Annotated in this window: 8 protein-coding genes; 5 read left to right on the forward strand and 3 right to left on the reverse strand. The window is 71.0% G+C overall.

Annotation, left to right across the window (positions count from 1 at the left end):
- The 5 genes from ACZ3X1_RS29400 to ACZ3X1_RS29420 all read left to right on the forward strand — a co-directional run bounded on the left by ACZ3X1_RS29400 (window position 1) and on the right by ACZ3X1_RS29420 (window position 8,214).
- Window positions 1-2,400, forward strand: a complete 2,400-nt coding sequence (locus ACZ3X1_RS29400; protein ID WP_356814145.1) for a xanthine dehydrogenase family protein molybdopterin-binding subunit — start codon at window positions 1-3, stop codon at window positions 2,398-2,400.
- 324 nt (window positions 2,401-2,724) lie between these two features.
- Complete coding sequence (locus tag ACZ3X1_RS29405) at window positions 2,725-4,188, forward strand: NCS2 family permease (RefSeq protein WP_356814144.1); 1,464 nt, start codon at window positions 2,725-2,727, stop codon at window positions 4,186-4,188.
- Between the two features lie 107 nt (window positions 4,189-4,295).
- A complete protein-coding gene (locus ACZ3X1_RS29410) occupies window positions 4,296-5,447 on the forward strand; it encodes an XdhC family protein (RefSeq protein ID WP_467281582.1) in 1,152 nt (383 codons plus the stop codon).
- Window positions 5,448-5,599: 152 nt separating this feature from the next.
- Window positions 5,600-6,832: a YncE family protein gene (locus tag ACZ3X1_RS29415; protein ID WP_467281583.1), complete on the forward strand. Its 1,233-nt coding sequence runs from the start codon at window positions 5,600-5,602 to the stop codon at window positions 6,830-6,832.
- A gap of 137 nt (window positions 6,833-6,969) precedes the next feature.
- Window positions 6,970-8,214: a GNAT family N-acetyltransferase gene (locus ACZ3X1_RS29420; RefSeq protein ID WP_356814141.1), complete on the forward strand. Its 1,245-nt coding sequence runs from the start codon at window positions 6,970-6,972 to the stop codon at window positions 8,212-8,214.
- Window positions 8,215-8,280: 66 nt separating this feature from the next.
- Here ACZ3X1_RS29420 and ACZ3X1_RS29425 read toward each other — a convergent pair whose 3' ends face one another.
- From ACZ3X1_RS29425 to ACZ3X1_RS29435, 3 genes are all read right to left on the reverse strand, one after another.
- Window positions 8,281-10,497 (reverse strand): terpene synthase family protein, encoded by a 2,217-nt coding sequence (locus ACZ3X1_RS29425; RefSeq protein WP_467281584.1) that lies wholly within the window; start codon window positions 10,495-10,497, stop codon window positions 8,281-8,283.
- A gap of 109 nt (window positions 10,498-10,606) precedes the next feature.
- Window positions 10,607-12,628, reverse strand: a complete 2,022-nt coding sequence (locus ACZ3X1_RS29430) for an ABC transporter ATP-binding protein (RefSeq protein WP_467281585.1) — start codon at window positions 12,626-12,628, stop codon at window positions 10,607-10,609.
- A 334-nt stretch (window positions 12,629-12,962) separates the two neighbouring features.
- Complete coding sequence (locus ACZ3X1_RS29435) at window positions 12,963-17,216, reverse strand: ricin-type beta-trefoil lectin domain protein (protein ID WP_467281586.1); 4,254 nt, start codon at window positions 17,214-17,216, stop codon at window positions 12,963-12,965.
- Between the last annotated feature and the right edge of the window lie 237 nt (window positions 17,217-17,453).

Consider the following 17,453-nt stretch of genomic DNA (forward strand, 5'->3'; position numbering starts at 1 on the left):
ATGGCCAACACTCGCACCGTGCCCTCCGGTACGCCGACGAACGTCACCCAGAAGCACAACAAGGGGGGCATCGGCGAGTCCACGCTCCGCCCGGACGGCACCCTCAAGGTCACCGGTGAGTTCGCGTACTCCTCGGACATGTGGCACGAGGACATGCTGTGGGGCCAGACCCTGCGCAGCACCGTCGCCCACGCCGAGATCGTCTCCATCGACATCTCCGAGGCGCTTGCCGTGCCGGGCGTCTACTCGGTCCTCACCTACGACGACCTGCCGGCCGAGATGAAGAACTACGGCCTGGAGATCCAGGACACCCCGGTCCTCGCCAACGGCCGGGTACGCCACCACGGTGAGCCGGTGGCCCTCGTGGCCGCCGACCACCCGGAGACCGCCCGCCGCGCGGCCGCCAAGATCAAGATCGACTACCGGGAGCTGCCGCTCGTCACGGACGAGGCCTCGGCCCTGGCCGCCGACGCGCCGCTGATCCACGAGGGCCGCGACGACCACCACTCCGGTCACGTCCCGCACCCCAACATCGTGCACCGCCAGCCGATCATCCGCGGCAACGTGGAGGAGGCCCGCAAGCGCGCCGACGTCATCGTCGAGGGCGAGTACACCTTCGGCATGCAGGACCAGGCCTTCCTCGGCCCGGAGTCCGGTCTGGCCGTGCCGTCCGAGGACGGCGGTGTCGACCTCTACGTCGCCACGCAGTGGCTGCACTCGGACCTCCAGCAGATCGCCCCGGTCCTGGGCCTGCCGCCGGAGAAGGTACGCATGACGCTCTCCGGCGTCGGCGGTGCCTTCGGTGGCCGCGAGGACATCTCGATGCAGATCCACGCCTGCCTGCTGGCCCTCGCGACCAACAAGCCGGTCAAGATCGTCTACAACCGCTTCGAGTCCTTCTTCGGTCACGTGCACCGCCACCCGGCGAAGCTCTGGTACGAGCACGGCGCCACCAAGGACGGCAAGATCACGCACATGAAGTGCAGGATCGTGCTCGACGGCGGTGCCTATGCCTCGGCCTCCCCGGCCGTCGTCGGCAACGCGTCCTCCCTGTCCGTCGGCCCGTACGTCGTCGACGACGTCGACATCGAGGCGATCGCGCTCTACACCAACAACCCGCCCTGCGGCGCGATGCGCGGCTTCGGCGCCGTCCAGGCCTGCTTCGCGTACGAGGCCCAGATGGACAAGCTCGCGGCGAAGCTGGGCATGGACCCGGTCGAGTTCCGCCAGCTGAACGCCATGGAGATGGGCACGATCATGCCCACCGGCCAGGTCGTGGACTCCCCGGCGCCGGTGGCGGAGCTGCTGCGCCGGGTCAAGGCCCGCCCGCTGCCGCCGGAGCGGCAGTGGGAGACCGCCGGCGAGGGCGCGGACGTCCGCGCGCTGCCGGGCGGCCTGTCGAACACCACCCACGGCGAGGGCGTCGTCCGCGGCGTCGGCTACGCGGTCGGCATCAAGAACGTCGGTTTCTCCGAGGGCTTCGACGACTACTCCACCGCCCGCGTGCGCCTGGAGGTCATCAACGGCGAGCCCGTCGCGATGGTCCACACGGCCATGGCGGAGGTCGGCCAGGGCGGTGTCACCGTCCACGCGCAGATCGCCCGTACGGAGCTGGGCGTCACGCAGGTGACCATCCACCCGGCCGACACGCAGGTCGGCTCCGCCGGTTCCACGTCCGCCTCGCGGCAGACGTACATGACCGGTGGCGCCGTGAAGAACACCTGCGAGCACGTCCGCGAGGCGCTGCTGGAGATGGGCCGCCGCAAGAACGGCTCCTACCACCCGGCCTGGGCCCACGCGGAGCTGCTCCTGGAGGGCGGCAAGGTCGTCACCGACGGCGGTGAGGTCCTCGCGGACATCGCCGACATCCTGGAGGGCGAGGCGATCGACCTCGAGCTGGAGTTCCGCCACCGTCCGACGGTCGCCTTCGACCTGAAGACCGGCCAGGGCGACGGCCACGTCCAGTACACCTTCGCCGCGCACCGCGCGGTCGTCGAGGTGGACACCGAGCTCGGCCTGGTCAAGGTCGTCGAGCTGGCGACCGCCCAGGACGTGGGCAAGGCCCTCAACATGCTCTCCGTGGTCGGCCAGATCCAGGGTGGTACCACCCAGGGCCTCGGCGTGGCGGTCATGGAGGAGATCATCGTGGACCCGAAGACCGCGAAGGTGCGCAACCCCTCCTTCACGGACTACCTGATCCCGACCATCCTCGACACCCCGACCATCCCGGTCGACGTCCTGGAGCTCGCCGACCCGAACGCGCCGTACGGCCTTCGCGGTCTGGGCGAGGCCCCGACCCTGTCGTCCACCCCGGCCGTCCTCGCGGCGATCCGGCAGGCGACCGGGCTGGAGCTCAACAAGACCCCGATCCGTCCGGAAGCCCTTACCGGGACCCTCTAGGACGGACTCCGGTCCGGGGGCCGCGAGGCCCCCGGACCCCTCGGACCCTCCGGGCGGTGTGACTCGGGAACGTCACACTTCACCGCCGCACCGCCCGGAGTACACGAAGCACCGCACCGCTCGCGGTCACCTTCGGCCGGCAGTACCCCTGCGAAAACCCCCATGTAGTACAAGCGGTCACCCCGCACTACCCGCAGTACACGCAGTGAACATTCGCGTCGCCTCGGGCCGTCACCCCGGGTCGTGCAGCCAAACGCAGCATCCCAAATCCCGCATCTCCAATCCCCAAGCGGGTGCCCCTTTGAACCTTGGGAGTTAGGCACCATGACCCAGTCGTCTGTGGAGCCCAAGACCACCGCGGAGGAAGCCGGCGACGGCTCTCTGAACCCCGCCGGCAAGTCTTGGCTCGACCGCTACTTTCATATAACCCACAGAGGATCCAACGTCGGCAACGAGGTTCGTGGCGGTATCACGACCTTCATGGCCATGGCGTACATCCTCCTGCTCAACCCCCTGCTCCTGTCGGGCAAGGACGTCGCCGGAACCACCATGGACGGTTCGGCGATCATCACGGCGACGGCCTTCGCCGCCGCCGTGACCACGCTCCTCATGGGCTTCGTCGGCAAGGTCCCGCTGGCGCTCGCCGCCGGACTCTCCGTGTCCGGTGTGCTCGCCTCGCAGGTGGCCCCCCAGATGACCTGGCCGCAGGCCATGGGCATGTGCGTGGTCTACGGCGTCGTGATCTGTCTCCTGGTCGTCACCGGCCTCCGAGAGATGATCATGAATGCGATCCCCCTCGCGCTCAAGCACGCCATCACCATGGGCATCGGCCTCTTCGTCGCCCTGATCGGCTTCGTGAAGGCCGGCTTCGTCGGCAACGGCGCGGAGTTCATGCCGCCCGTCCAGCTCGGCGCCACAGGTGAGCTGTCCGGCTGGCCCGTCCTGCTCTTCGCCATCACCCTGATCGCCATCTTCATGCTCCAGGCCCGCAAGGTGCCCGGCGCCATCCTGATCGGCATCGTGGGCGGCACCGTCCTGGCCGCGATCCTCAACGCCGTCGTGGACATCGACCCCAAGGCATGGAAGAACGGCCCGCCGGAGCTGGACGGCTCCGCGATCTCGATGCCGGACTTCTCGCTCTTCGGCGAGGTCTCCTTCGGCGGCTGGGGCGACGTCGGCTACATGACGGTCGGCATGATCGTCTTCACCCTGGTGCTCGCCGGCTTCTTCGACGCGATGGCCACCATCATCGGTGTCGGCACCGAGGCCAAGCTGGCCGACGACAAGGGCCGGATGCCGGGTCTGTCCAAGGCCCTGTTCATCGACGGCGCCGGTGGCGCCATCGGTGGCGTCACGGGTGGCTCCGGCCAGACCGTCTTCGTCGAGTCCGCCACGGGCGTCGGTGAGGGTGCCCGTACGGGTCTCGCCTCCGTCGTCACCGGCCTGTTCTTCGCCGCCTGCCTCTTCTTCACCCCGATCACGCAGATCGTCCCGGGTGAGGTCGCCTCCGCGGCCCTGGTCGTCATCGGCGCGATGATGATGCAGAACGCCCGCCACGTGGACTGGGCGGACGCCTCCACCGCGATCCCCGTCTTCCTGACGGTTGTGATCATGCCGTTCACCTACTCGATCACCGCAGGTGTCGCCGCGGGCGTCATCTCCTACGTCGCCATCAAGATCGCTCAGGGCAAGGCCCGGGAGATCGGCGGCTTCATGTGGGCGCTGACGGGAATCTTCCTGATCTTCTTCGCGCTCCACCCGATCGAGAGCTGGCTCGGGGTCGGCTGACCCCCCGTAGTACCGCCCGTACGCCCCGGCCCCGCCGGTCGTGCACGGCAGCACCCGCACCCTCCACGTATCCCATACTGGAACCGAATCCTCCGAGGAGGCCGCACATGCTGGACATCGCCGAAGAGCTGAACCGGTGGGTCGAGCAGGGACGTGACTTCGCCGTCGCCACGGTCGTGGCGGTGGGCGGCAGCGCACCCCGGCAGCCCGGGGCCGCTCTCGCCGTCGACAGCGAGGGCACGGCCATCGGCTCGGTCTCCGGCGGATGCGTGGAGGGTGCGGTGTACGAGCTGTGCCGGCAGTCGCTTCAGGACGGCGAGACCGTCCGCGAGCGCTTCGGCTACAGCGACGACGATGCTTTCGCCGTGGGTCTGACCTGCGGCGGGATCATCGACATCCTCGTCACCCCGGTCCCCGTGGGCTCTCCCTCACGCGCGGTCTTCGAGGCCGCGCTGGCCGCCGCCTCCCGCGGTGAGGCCGCCGCGCTGGCCCGGATCGCCGAGGGGCCGGCCGAGCTGATGGGCCGCGCCGTGCTCGTCCGCACGGAGGGCCCCTTCGGGGGCGGCCTCGGCGGACACCCGGAGGTGGACCGCACCATCGCCGAGGAGGCCCGCGCCATGCTCGACGCCGGCCGGACCGGCGTGCTGGAGATCGGCGCCGACGGCAGGCTCTGCGGAGAGCCGCTGAAGGTGCTGGTCGAGTCCAGCGTCCCGCCGCCGCGGATGATCGTCTTCGGCGCCATCGACTTCGCCTCCGCGCTCGTGCGGATCGGCAAGTTCCTCGGCTACCGGGTGACCGTCTGCGACGCGCGGCCCGTCTTCGCGACGAAGAACCGTTTCCCCGAGGCCGACGAGATCGTCGTGGACTGGCCGCACCGCTACCTGGAGAGCACCGGGGTGGACGGCCGGACCGTCCTGTGCGTGCTCACCCACGACGCCAAGTTCGACGTCCCGCTCCTGGAACTGGCCCTCAAGCTGCCCGTCGCCTACGTCGGCGCCATGGGCTCCCGCCGCACCCACGAGGACCGCAACAAGCGGCTGCGCGACGTCGGTGTCACCGAGATCGAGCTGGCCCGGCTGCGCTCCCCGATCGGCCTGGACCTCGGCGCCCGCTCCCCGGAGGAGACCGCGCTGTCCATCGCCGCCGAGATCGTCGCGAACCGCCGCGGCGGCAGTGGCGTGGCCCTCACGGGCGCGCACATCCCGATCCACCCGGACGTCGCGACCACGGTGATCGACAGGATCGGCTCCGTCGCTTGAAGGGGTGACGGCGGAAGGTGAGAAAAGGGCGCTCCCCGTGAGGGTTGCGCCCTTTCGGCGTTCCCCCTATTTTACCCGCCGGTAATCGGAGGGCGTGCTCTCCGTCCTTTCCTGACACCGGAGTTGAGCGGATGTTGCGTACCGTGCGAACAATGGGCGTGCTGGCGGCGGCCGCCCTCCTGACCGCCTTCACGCCCGCCCCGGCCGCTCCGCCGGCCCCGCCCGCCGCGGCCGGCGGCCTGCGCGAGGTGCTGTTCGTGGGCAACAACTGGGAGGGGACGGCAGACGTCCTCGCCTCCACCGGCGATCTCGCCAAGGTCGGCCGGATCAACGTGATCCCCGACAAGAGCGAGCGCCTCCACGAGATCTACCTCAACCCGGTCAGGCTCGCCTTCTTCCTCGGCATCCGGGAGAGCGCCGGCGAGGGCCACGACCAGTTCGTCGACGACATGTTCACCACCCCGGACGGCTCGGCGGTCGTCGTCTCCCGCCCCAGCTTCGCCGACGTCGTCTCCATCGACCTGGCCTCCGGGCGGATCAACTGGCGCTTCCCGGTCTCCGGTTTCCGCTCCGACCACATGGCGGTCTCCCCGGACGGGACCCGCATCGCCGTCTCCGCCTCCACCTCCAACACCGTTCACGTCCTGGACATCGCCACCGGGCGGCAGGCCGGCTCCTTCCGTACCGGCGACAAGCCGCACGAGAACACCTTCACCCGTGACGGCCGCTACCTGTGGAACAGCTCCATCGGCGAGGTGAACACGGCCCTCGACGCGCCCTGGCTCGACTGGACGAAGGGCGACCGGAAGATCACCGTGGTCGACGCGCAGACCTTCCGCACGGTCCGGGTGATCGACATGCGGGAGCGGCTGGACGCCTTCGGCCGCAAGGACCTGTCCGACTCCGTGCGCCCCGTGTCCTTCAGCCCCGACGAGTCGAAGCTCTACTTCCAGGTGTCCTTCTTCGGCGGCTTCCTGGAGTACGACGTGGCCTCGGACCGGATCACCCGCCTCAAGGACCTCCCCGCCGCCCCGGCCACCAGCACCGACCGCACCACCTGGGTCAACGACTCCCGGCACCACGGCATGTCGATGAGCCCCGACGGGGCGAAGCTGTGCATCGCGGGCACCATGGACGACTACGCGACGGTCGTGGACCGCGCCACCCTCGCCGAGGGGCCGCTCGTTCCCGCTTCCAAGCCCTACTGGGCCACGGTCAGCGGTGACGGGACGGCCTGCGTGATCTCCGAGAGCGGCACCGACCAGGTGACGGCCATCGACTTCGCCACCGGCGCCAAGCGGGTGTCCGTACCCGTCGGGGACCACCCCCAGCGCGTCCGGCTCGGCCGCGTCCCGGCCTCCTGGGCCGGTCCGGCCGCCCGGTAGCCCGGCCACCGGGCGGCCGTTGGCCAGGCGCCCGGCCGGCCGCTGATTCCTCGGACCAAGGCGCGGAAACCGGCCGAACCCGCAGATCAAGCCAATATGGGATGACTGGTCCTCGATGACCGATTAGTCTCCCGATCATGGTGGACATCCGTGAGGTACCCGAGGCCGACATCGACCGCGCCCTGGAACTCGCCTACCTGGTCTTCCACGACCGGCCCGAGAAGGAGGCCCGCGAGCGGCACCACGCGCTGCTCGCGCGCTGCGACCGGATCGGCGCCTACGACGGGGACGCCCTGGTCGGCTTCATGGCCGCGCACGACTTCCGGCTCTCCGTGCCCGGGGCGGACCTGCCCTGCCCCGGGCTCACCTTCGTCTGCGTCGCGCCCACCCACCGGCGCCGCGGCGTGCTGACCGGGCTGATGACGCAGATGATGCGGCGCGCCACCGACACCGGCCGCCCGATCGCCGCCCTCTGGGCCTCCGAGGCCGCCATCTACGGCCGCTTCGGCTACGGCGGAGCCACCACCGGCGCCACCATCGAGATCGACTCCACTCGGCCGCTGGCCCTGCGCATCGACCCGGACCCGCGCCCGCTGCGGCTCGTCGACCCGGACGAGGCCGTCGACGTGATCGGCCCCCACCACGAGGCGGCCCGCGCCGGACGCGCCGGCCGGCCCAGCCGCAGTCCCGAGCGCTGGCGCGAGGAGTGGCTGGCCGAACAGGACGAGGAGGACGAGGAGTTGAGTCCGCCCCGGATCATCGTCCTGGGGGAACCGGGCGAACCCGTCGCCGGGTACGTCCTCTACCGCACGAAGCCCGAGTCCGCCGGCGACGCCGCGGGGACCGCCGCCCGCACCACCGGCCTGGTCCGGGTCGACGAGCTGGAGGCGGACACCCCGGCGGTCGCCGCCGCCCTGTGGGAGTGCGTGGCCGCCGTCGACCTCACGGGGAAGGTCTCCGCGTGGGGCCGCCCGGCCGACGACCCGCTGCTGCACTTCGCCGCCGACCGGGACCAGGTGCGGGTCACCGCCCAGTTCCCGGCGCTGTGGCTGCGCCTGGTCGACGTACGCGCGGCGCTGACCGCGCGGTCCTGGGCCGCGCCGGTGGAACTGGTGCTGGAGGTGCACGACGTACGGCTGCCCGACAACGCCGGGCGGTTCCGGCTCAAGGCGGGGCCGGACGGGGCGACGTACGGACACGCGGACGGCGCCGCCGATCTGGCCCTCGACGTGCGCGAACTGGCCGCCTGCTACCTGGGCGGGACCAGGGTCACCGACCTCGTCGCGGCCGGTCTGGTGCAGGAGCACACGCCCGGGGCGGCGGCGGCCCTGGACGACGCCCTGCGCACGCCCGTACTGCCGCACACAGCCGACGAGTTCTAGGCGGTGCGCGGCGGGCGGGGCGCGGCTCGGCGGTGGGGGCGGGCCGGTCCGCCCCCACCGCCCGGCTCACGCGGGCAGGGAGAGCCTGGCGGCCGCCATGCCGAAGCCGGCGCCGAGGACCGCCGCGGACAGGCCGCCGTCGGGCCGGCGCAGGTCCTCCGGCCGGTAACGGCGGCACTCCGCGTGCCAGTTGAGGATGCCGGCGTGCCAGTCCCGCAGCTCCTGCACGTACGTGTCCAGGGCGGTCCGGGCCTCGGCGCCGAGCTTCCAGTCGTCGTAGAGCAGCGGCAGCTGGTTCGCCGCGATGTGCTCGAACTCCTCCGTGCGCTGGGTCATCAGCGCGTGGCAGATGTGCAGGGCCTCCGGGTAGCCGATGTCGAAGAAGTTCCGCGTGACCAGGATGTGGTTGTGGACCTCACCCTCGAACTCCACCTCCTTCTGATAGGAGTAGATGTCGTTGATCAGGCAGGCCGCGTCGGCGACCGCGTTCTCCAGTGAGCAGATGGTCCCCGAGGCGTAGATCTCCTCGGGAACGCCCCGGCCCTGGTGGCCGATCCGGCACAGGTACATGGTGAGGCGGCTGCCGAAGGTGCGCCGTCGCATCTCCGCGTAGTCCACGGGGTCCGGGATGCGGTGGTGGACCGCGTTGTCCACCTCCCAGAGCCAGCTCTCCAGCATCTCCACCAGCGTCGCCCGGAACTCGGTGCGCTGCTCCACCGGCATGGCGGCGCTGGTGCGCACCCACAGGTCGGCCAGCCCGCGCTCCATCGCGGTGGCCGGCCGCGGCTGCGCGGCGTGGTCGACGGGGATCATGGCGATCAGCCGGGCCGTGGCCGCCTTGGCCGCCGCCAGGTCCTTGGTTCCCGCGAAGACCACCGGGTAGTAGTCGTCGCCGTAAGTGCCCCAGGTCAGCCAGCAGGCGCTGAGAGTGAGTTCGGCGGGCGTGGCGTCCGGGTCGAGCCCGGCCGAGCAGAGCGCGAAGTCGTAGCCGCGCAGCTTCTCCTCGGTCCAGATCGTGGAACCGGGATCGCCCGGCTGCGGCTCCAGCAGGCCCGTGCGCCGGGCCCAGGCCACCGACTCCTCGCGCGCGTGCGCCAGATGAGGGCTCAAGGAGAGCCGGTGGGGCATGTAGATCTCCGGGATCACGGAGGGCCCGGTGCGTTCGAAGGGGACGTGGGTGAAGGAGCGTCGGCGCAGCTCCATCGAGCGCCGCGTGAACACGGACCGCAGGTCGAGGGCGCTGGTGCCCGGCCCGGACGGCATGAAGGGCAGGGTGAGCGGGGCGGTCGCCCTGGCCTCCTTGTTCATGTAGCGGCTGGAGACCATGTGCCATTCGTGGCCGCCGGACTGCCAGTCCTGGAGGCCCTTGGTGTAGGCGAGGACGGCCGCGACCTCGGCGGGTTCCAGGGCGAAGTCCGAGAACAGCTGCGGCAGTTCGCACAGGGCGGTCTGCTCGAACTGCTGGAGGCGGGAGGTCAGCAGGTCGTTGGAGACCTCCGCGGCCTCCTGGGTGGTGCAGCCGAGGAAGGTCTCAAGGACCAGGACGGCGTTGGAGAGTTCGCCCTCGTCGGTGACCTCCCGCTCGTAGGAGAACAGGTCGTTGCGGATGTGGACCGCGTCCGAGAAGGCGTCCCGCAGCACGCCGAGGGGGCGCGAGTGCGCGACGCGCGCGGGGACCTCGCCGGCGACGTACTCGACGAGGCCGGCCGACCAGGGGGCGCCGCCCACCTTGCGGCGCATCTCGATGTATTCGAGGGGGTTGGCCACCCGTCCGATGCCGATGTTGGCGAGCTCCCACATCGACTCGTCGAGGAGGTTCTTCGTGGACAGGGAGAACCGTTCCCGCCAGTCGGCGGACATCGAGGGAACGGTTCGCCGCCACAGGTCGGCGAGGCCGGCCTCCACGGGGTTGGCGGGCTCGGGGAAGCCGCAGGCGAGGTCCATCGGCATGAAGGCGGCCAGCCGGTCGAGGTAGGCCTTGGCGCCGTCGCGGTCCTGGGAGCGCTTGAAGGCCTCCAGGAAGTGGTCGTCGAAGAAGAACACCCACACGTACCAGTCGGTGACCAGCGACAACACCTCGGCGTCGCAGTCGGGGTGGGTGTATGAGCAGAGCAGCGCATAGTCGTGCGAGTCGAGGTCGCTCTCCTCCCAGACGCCGGAACCCTCCAGCATCGCGAAATCGCGCGCCCACTGCTTGGTGTGGGTCCGCGCCTCCTCCAGGTGGGGGTTCAGCCGCGCCGGGTACGGCACGTAGAAGTCCGGCAGTTGGAACGGCTGCGTCACGGCGGGGCAGGCCCTTCGTCAAAGGTGCGGGGGCCGGTGGCCCGGCCCCCGCAAGAGATCAGCAGGGCCCTACCCGTGGTGTCACCGGGATAAGGAGGAGTTCACCGCATCAGGTGACGGAAGTGTCGGTCGGCGACGCGCCGGTCTGCCGGGGGATGGGGGAGGAGCCGGACCGCCGGGACCGGGGGTCGGGCTGGGCGAACTGTTCGGCCTGCATCCGGAACATCGACGCGTACCGGCCGCCGAGCGCCAGCAGTTCCTCGTGGCCGCCCTGTTCGACGAGCCGCCCCTCGTGCAGCACGTAGATGACGTCGGCGTACCGTACGCCGGACATCCGGTGCGTGACGAGGACGACGGCGCGCTGCGGCCCGGCGAGCCCCCGGATGCTGTCGAAGGCGGCGATCTCCGCCTCCGGGTCCAGCGCGGAGGTGGGCTCGTCGACGACGATGACGCGGGCGTCCCGGTAGCGCGTCCGGGCCAGTCCGAACTTCTGCCACTGCCCCCCGGAGAGCTCCGAGGCGCCCCTGAACACCCGCGCCAGCAGGGTCTCGTAGCCGTTCGGGAGCTTCTCGACCACGCGGTCGGCCCCCGCGTACCGGGCCGCGGCGACCACATCCGCCGCCCGCTCCACCGCCTCCTCGGCCCCGCCCTCCCCGGGCCGGCCGATGGCGATGTTGGTGCGGGCGGTCACCGGCCACCGTTCGAAGTCCTGGGTGAGGAGCGCGACCCGGTCGAAGACCTGCTCCCGGTCGGCGCCCCGCACCTCGACCCCGTCCCAGGTCAGCGAACCGGAGTCGGGCAGGTGCAGGCCCGCGAGCAGTTTGACCAGGGTGCTCTTGCCGGAGCCGTTCTCGCCGACGAGCGCGACGACGGTGCCCGCCTCGATGGTGAGGGAGACACCGTCGAGCGCGGGTTCGTCCCGGTCGGGGTAGCTGAAGCGGACGTCCTCCAGCCGCACCGTCCCCAGCCGTTCCGGCAGGGGCAGCCCGCCGTCGGGGATGGCCCGCCGCCCGGCCTCGGCGACGAACCGTTCCAGGTCCCGTACGTAGAGGGACTCCTCGTGCAGGGTGTTGGTGGTGGCCACCAGCGCGCCGAGACTCGCCGACCCGGTGCGCACCGCGATCACGGCGGTGCCGGCGACGGCGAGGTCCATCCGCCCGGTGACGATGAGGGCGATCATCGCCCCGTACGTGATCAGTGCCGCGGCGCCGGAGAGCGCGGCGGCGAGCAGCTCGGTGGCGGCCTTGTCCTTGGCCAGGCGGGTGGCCTCGCTCTCGGCGACCTCGGCCATGTTGCGGTAGTGGCCGAGCAGGTAGCGGCCGGCGCCGTGCACCCGCACCTCGGGGGCCGATGTACGGGAGATCAGCAGCTGGCCGATGAGCCGGGCGGCCCGTACGTGCTCGACCCAGGTGATGACGGACAGGTAGCGGCGCTGTGCCACGCGCATCGCGCCCCAGCCGCGCGGGGCGGCGATCAGCAGCAGCATGGGCAGCAGCAGCGGGTGCAGCACGGTCAGGACACCGGCGGTGGCGACGAGGGAGATGATGCCGCCGAGGGTGGCCACGCAGGCGCCGACGGTACGGCGGGCCGAGGGCGGCCCCCACTGGGCGCTGTCCAGCAGCCGGCGGAACTCCCCGTCCTCGATGGCTTCGAGTTCCACCTCGACGGCGGCCTTCAAGTACTGCTCGTGAGCGGCCCGCTCGATCTTCGGCTCCAGCCGTCCGGCGGCGGCCGTGGACCGGGAGGCCAGTACGGCGCCCAGTACGGCGACCAGCACCCCCGCGGCCAGGGCGGGCATCGCGGCGTGCAGCCGCTCGGCGGGGCTGCCCGAGTCGAGCAGCGTACGGAGCACCTCGCTCAGGACGAGCAGCCCGACGGCGGAGGTGACCCCCTGCCCGGCCTCGGAGGCGGCGACGGTGAGCAGGGCCGGCCGGTCGGTGTCCCAGGCCAGGCGCAGGGTACCGGCGACCATGCGGGGCATCGAGCGCAGGGTGGACAGCAGCCGCCCTTCGAGGCGGGCGTAGTCGTGGTTGGACCAGCCGGCGTCGTAGCGCAGGGGCCCGCCGAAGAGCCGCCGCTCGCTGGCCGAGACGGCGGGCTGGAGGGGCATGGGCCGCTTGAGGAGCCTCATGCGCGGCCACCTCCGCCCGGTGCCGGGTCGAACACCACATGAACGTGCACGGATCGCAAGATTCCTCCCGAGGTGCTGCGGCTGCGAACTGACGCCGGAAGAACGTGGCTGCTCAGAGCGGCGTCACGGCCCGCGGGGAACGAACGCCCGCACACAGTTGCGGCCCCCGTCCGGAGCCCAAGGGCGGCGCGGTCACCCGACGTTCGAACCACCCGCAGGTGTCGACACCCCCCTTCGAGGGATTGCGCCCGAGCTCCCGCGACCGGGCGGCCAGGAAGGCGGCGGAGGCCGCCTCCCGGGTGGGGGAGACGGCCTCCGTGCGGTGGTGCGGGTGTTACGGGACGGGGACGGGGAGCGGTGCCGTGCCGAGGATGGGAACACTCCAGCGCTGCGCTGCGGAACCGCTGCAGTCCCACAGCCAGAGCTGTCGGCCCGGCGTGGTGTCGGCGTTGCCGAGGTCGAGGCAGCGGCCCGAGACGGGGTTGTGGATGGTGCCGTCGGCGCGGGGCAGGAACTTCTGGCTCGGCGCGCTGCCGTCACAGGCGCGCAGTTCGACGGGCGTGGTGTTGGCGGTACCGGCGGCCGTGGCGTTGAGGCATGCTCCGTGGGTCCGGATGGTGCCGTCGTCGCGGATCTGGAGCTTCTGGGCCTCGGTGCCGTTGCAGCCGGCGATCTGGATCCTGTTGCCGTCGTCGGCGCTGTTCCCGTCGTTGTCGACGCAATGTCCCGCTGCTGCGGTCAGGCTGATGGGGCCGGCGGCCCCGGTGGCGGTGACGGAGGCGGCGTAGGGATAGACCGCCGGATTGCTGACGCCGCCGGTGAGGCCTGAGGGGGTGTCGGCGTCCTCGAACCGGCCCAGGGTGAGCGGGCCTGCGGGGGCCGGACCGGCGGAGGAGTTGTGGTGGCCGGTTCCGGCGAGGGTGCCGTTGACGTACAGGCGCATCTGCCCGGTGGTGTGGTCGTAGGCGGCGGTGAGCCGGGTCCAGGTGCCGAAGGCGATACGGGCGGCGCTGTTGGTCTGTGCGGTGGTGTCGTAGGGCCAACCGGGGGTGGCCGGGTTGCCCAGGGCGAACTCCCACGTGTTGGTGTAGTGGTTGGGGAAGAGCAGCAGGGAGGTGTTGCCCTTCGGGCCCTGGCCGAGGACGACGCCTCCGGCCTTGGTGGCCATGACCGATGTGCTGATCGTGAAGCTCTTGCGGGTGTCGATCACCGGGCCGGACGCGCTGATGGAGGAGGAGGGGCCGTCGAAGGCGGCGTAGGTGGTGCTGCGGCCGTCGATGGTGGCGTTTGGCCAGGTGACCCCGGTCGCGGTGGCGGGGAACTTCCCGACCGTGCTGGGGGTGGTGCCGCCCTTCTCCCCGGTGAGGGGCCATTGGGCCTTGGGCATGTTGAGGTTGCCCAGGGTGACCGGGGTGGACTCGAAGCCGGTGACGGTGGGGTGCGGGACGCCTCCGCCGTCGGGGCGGGTGCCGATGCCGTTGAAGGCGACGAGTTGCCGGTTGGCGTCGACGGCCCACAGGTCGGGAATGCCGTCGCCGGTGAGATCACCGTCGGAGCCGATCCGGGGGTGGGCGGTGGGGTCGATCTTCCCGATGACGGTGCCGGCGGCGGGATCGGCGAAGCCGGTGAGGTCGGGTGCCTGGGCTGTGCCCTTGACCGTGAAGGCGCGGACGCTTCCGTCGGTCTTGGAACGGGCCCACAGGGTGGGGAAGTCGGTGCCCTGTGCCCGGCCGGGGGTGATCAGTTCGTACGAGTCCCACCGGGTGTCGTTGGCGGAGAGGAGGACGGCTCCCGTCTCGAGTTGGTCCGGTTCGCCCGCCGTCGCCAGCCACAGCCGGCCCTTCTCGACGAACAGGAGTGAGGTACGGGGTACCGAGTTGGGCTTGGGGCTGCTGTCGCCCGTGTGGTTGCCGAAGGCCGCGATCTGGGTGACGTTCGACCAGTCGGGTCCGAAACCGGATTCACCGCAGGGGATGGGGACGCGGGCGGGTGTGAGGCAACCGGTCGGCTTGAGCACCGTTCCGGCGGCCCGGCTGTCGAACCGGCCCACGATGCCGTCGTTGCGGTAGAGGGAGAGGTCCCGGCCGGAGGGCGCGTGAGCGAACAGATCGTCGACGGTCTTGTGGCCCAGGCTGCCGCGGTGGCTGATCTGGACGCCGTTCCAGCCGTTGTCTCCGGGAGCGGAGCTGATGCCCGCCTTGGGCGCCGCGACCGGGTCGGAACCTCCGCCGATCACCCGCAGGGCCCCGGCGGTGTCGGGCAGTAGGATGTCGGCCTTCATGTCACCGGTGAGGTCGCCGAACATCGGGGCGGTACCGCTCGGGTCGGACGGCGCGTAGTAGCTGTAGACGAACGGCTGGGACATGTTGCCCGCGTTGTCCTGGGTCTGCAGGTAGACGAAGTTGGTGCCCCACCGCGGCGGCTTGATCGTGATGGTGGCCTTGCCCTCGGTCAGCTTGGTGATGCCGGGCCCGGGGTCGGTGCACTTCCAGCCGGTGGCGGCCGCTTCCACCGGGTCGGTGGTCCACCGGGCGCAGGCCAGACCGGAGGTCCGCGCTTGCACGGCCGGCGCCGGATCGGTGCCGGTGAGGGTGAAGGTGCCCTCCTCGCCGACGTTCTTGGGGTGGGCGTCGATGGTTCCGGAGGCGGGGAAGTCGGTGGAGGTGACGGCGGCGGTCGGCGGGGTGCGGTCGACGCGGAAGAAGCACATGTCGGTGCTGGCGCTGGTGAGCGTGCCGTCCGAGGTGCGGGCCACCCAGCCGTACTGGTGCCCGTCGGTCAGCGACCCGATGTCGACCGTGACGGCGCCGTAGCTGCTCTGCCATCCGGTGTCGGCGTACTTGCTCTCGCCTCCCTGGTCGTCGTCCCAGTACTGGAACCCGGTCCAGAGCTGTTGGCCGGTGGCCGAGTAGGTGGACGTGGTGAGGGTGATGTTGTTGTTGGCGCCGATCCAGCCGGGGTTGTCCCACGGGTTGGCGGTGCCGGGTGTGCGGCAGTCGGCGTAGGAGCCGGTGTCGGCGAAGCCGGGAGTGGGAGCCGCGCGGGGCCACCATACGGTGGGCTGGATGTCGTACTCGACGACGACGTGCGGGGTGTTGCTGAACCGCTGGCGGTAGCGCTTCTCGTACTCGTCGTCGGGGGCGAGGCCGAGGGTGATGGTGGGCCACTTGTGCGCGACAGCGGTCTTCATCAGATCCTTGACGTCGAACTGGATGTCGCCCGAGCCGGACATGTCGACGTGCCCGACCTTGCTGCAGCCGCCCATGCGCGAAGTCTCGTTGCACGGCTGGTGGTCCCAGCTGGTCGGGTTGCTGATGTACCCGGTGGAGTACAGCCCCATCGGTGTGCGGGTGTCCGGGCTGGAGGAGGACACGACGTCCGCGTAGAACGTCGCGTTGATGATCTCGGCGCCGTGGAGCCGGGAGTCCACACCGATCTGGAAGTAGGCGCGGGTACGGCCGACGCCGGTGCAGGGCGGGTTTCCGTATCGGTAGCCGCAGTAGCCGGTGGCGGGCCTGTCCTGCCCGTCCTGGGTCCCGTTGTACTCGTTCGTGCCGCGGTACGCCTCTTGGACCTGGGCCCAGGCCTGGTTGGCGTTGTCGAGCGTCGGGTTCCAGCCCGGGTCGATGTACCACGGGCCGGTGCCCTGGCCGAGGAGGGCGGCGTCGGGGACGAGCTGGATGCCTTTCGCATCCACGGTCGTGGCGACCTTCTGGACCGTGGCACCGGTACCGGGGCCGTCGGCGCTCGATGGAGTCGTACCGTCCTCGGCGGCCCGGGCGGAGTCGGACCGGCCGGTCGGAGCCTGCGCCGACTTCGCGGGAGGGGCCAAGGCGGCGGTCGAGGAGCCCGCCGAGTCCCACATGAGCGGAGTGGGCGCGGAGAAGCGGGTCTTGCCCTGGCCGTCGGCGGCCTTGAGGTTGCCGGCGCCGTCCGCGCTGACGGTGAGGCCTTCGGCCTCGACCGCGAGGTGCAGCTTCTTGACGGCCGGGTTGGCGGCGGCTTCCGCGGTGCGCACGATCAGGACCTGGCGCCAGCCGCCGGGGGTGGTGGCGCTGAGTTCGAGGTCCACACCGGGTAGGACGGACGCGTAGAGGGCGCTGTTGCCGTTGAGTGACGGCTTCGGCAGCGGGAAGGGCGCCTTGAGGGCAAGCTTCTTGCCGTCCGCCGTGGTCATGGTGGCCATCGGCCCCGTGCCGCCGCCGGAGAGCCTGAGCTTGGACGGGACGGCTGCCGGGGACACGGTGCCGTCCGCGTCGGCCCGGAGCGTGGCGTCCACGGCCTGCCATGTCCCCGACTCGTTCTTGACGCGCTGCGGAACGGGAGCGGTGTCCGTGGTGAGAGTGCCGTTCGGCGTGGCGAACGTCTGGGAACTCGCCGTCGTCAGGTGCTCAATGAGAACCGGCTTGCCGCTGCTCTTGGCTCGGGCCTTGGCGGCATCGACCGCTCCCGCTTCCGGGTTGGGAGGCCTGGTCGTGGGGCTGGGCCAGGAACTGTCCGAGGGGCCGTGGCCGCGCGCAGCCTCAGCAGCCGCGGGTGGTGCGGCGATCAGGCCAGCGCCGAGTGCGAGGACGACGGCTCCGGCCACGGGGAGAACCGTCGTGCGAAAGGCCCGTCTGCGCGGGCCTGCTGGTCTCGGCGGTGGCGGAGGAAGTAATGACGGCCTCACGTTCATGGCCCCCCAAGCTGTGAGACGGACAGAAGTCAGCCGCACATTTCCTTCACGCTTGCAATCTGTCAACAGATTACTCCGTCGAGCTGTCCGATTTGTGCGATGAACGCCCGGGTCGAGTCGCGGGTGACGTGAGTCACGCCAGGGGAATGC

This window comes from Streptomyces sp. NPDC023541 (assembly GCF_055559995.1).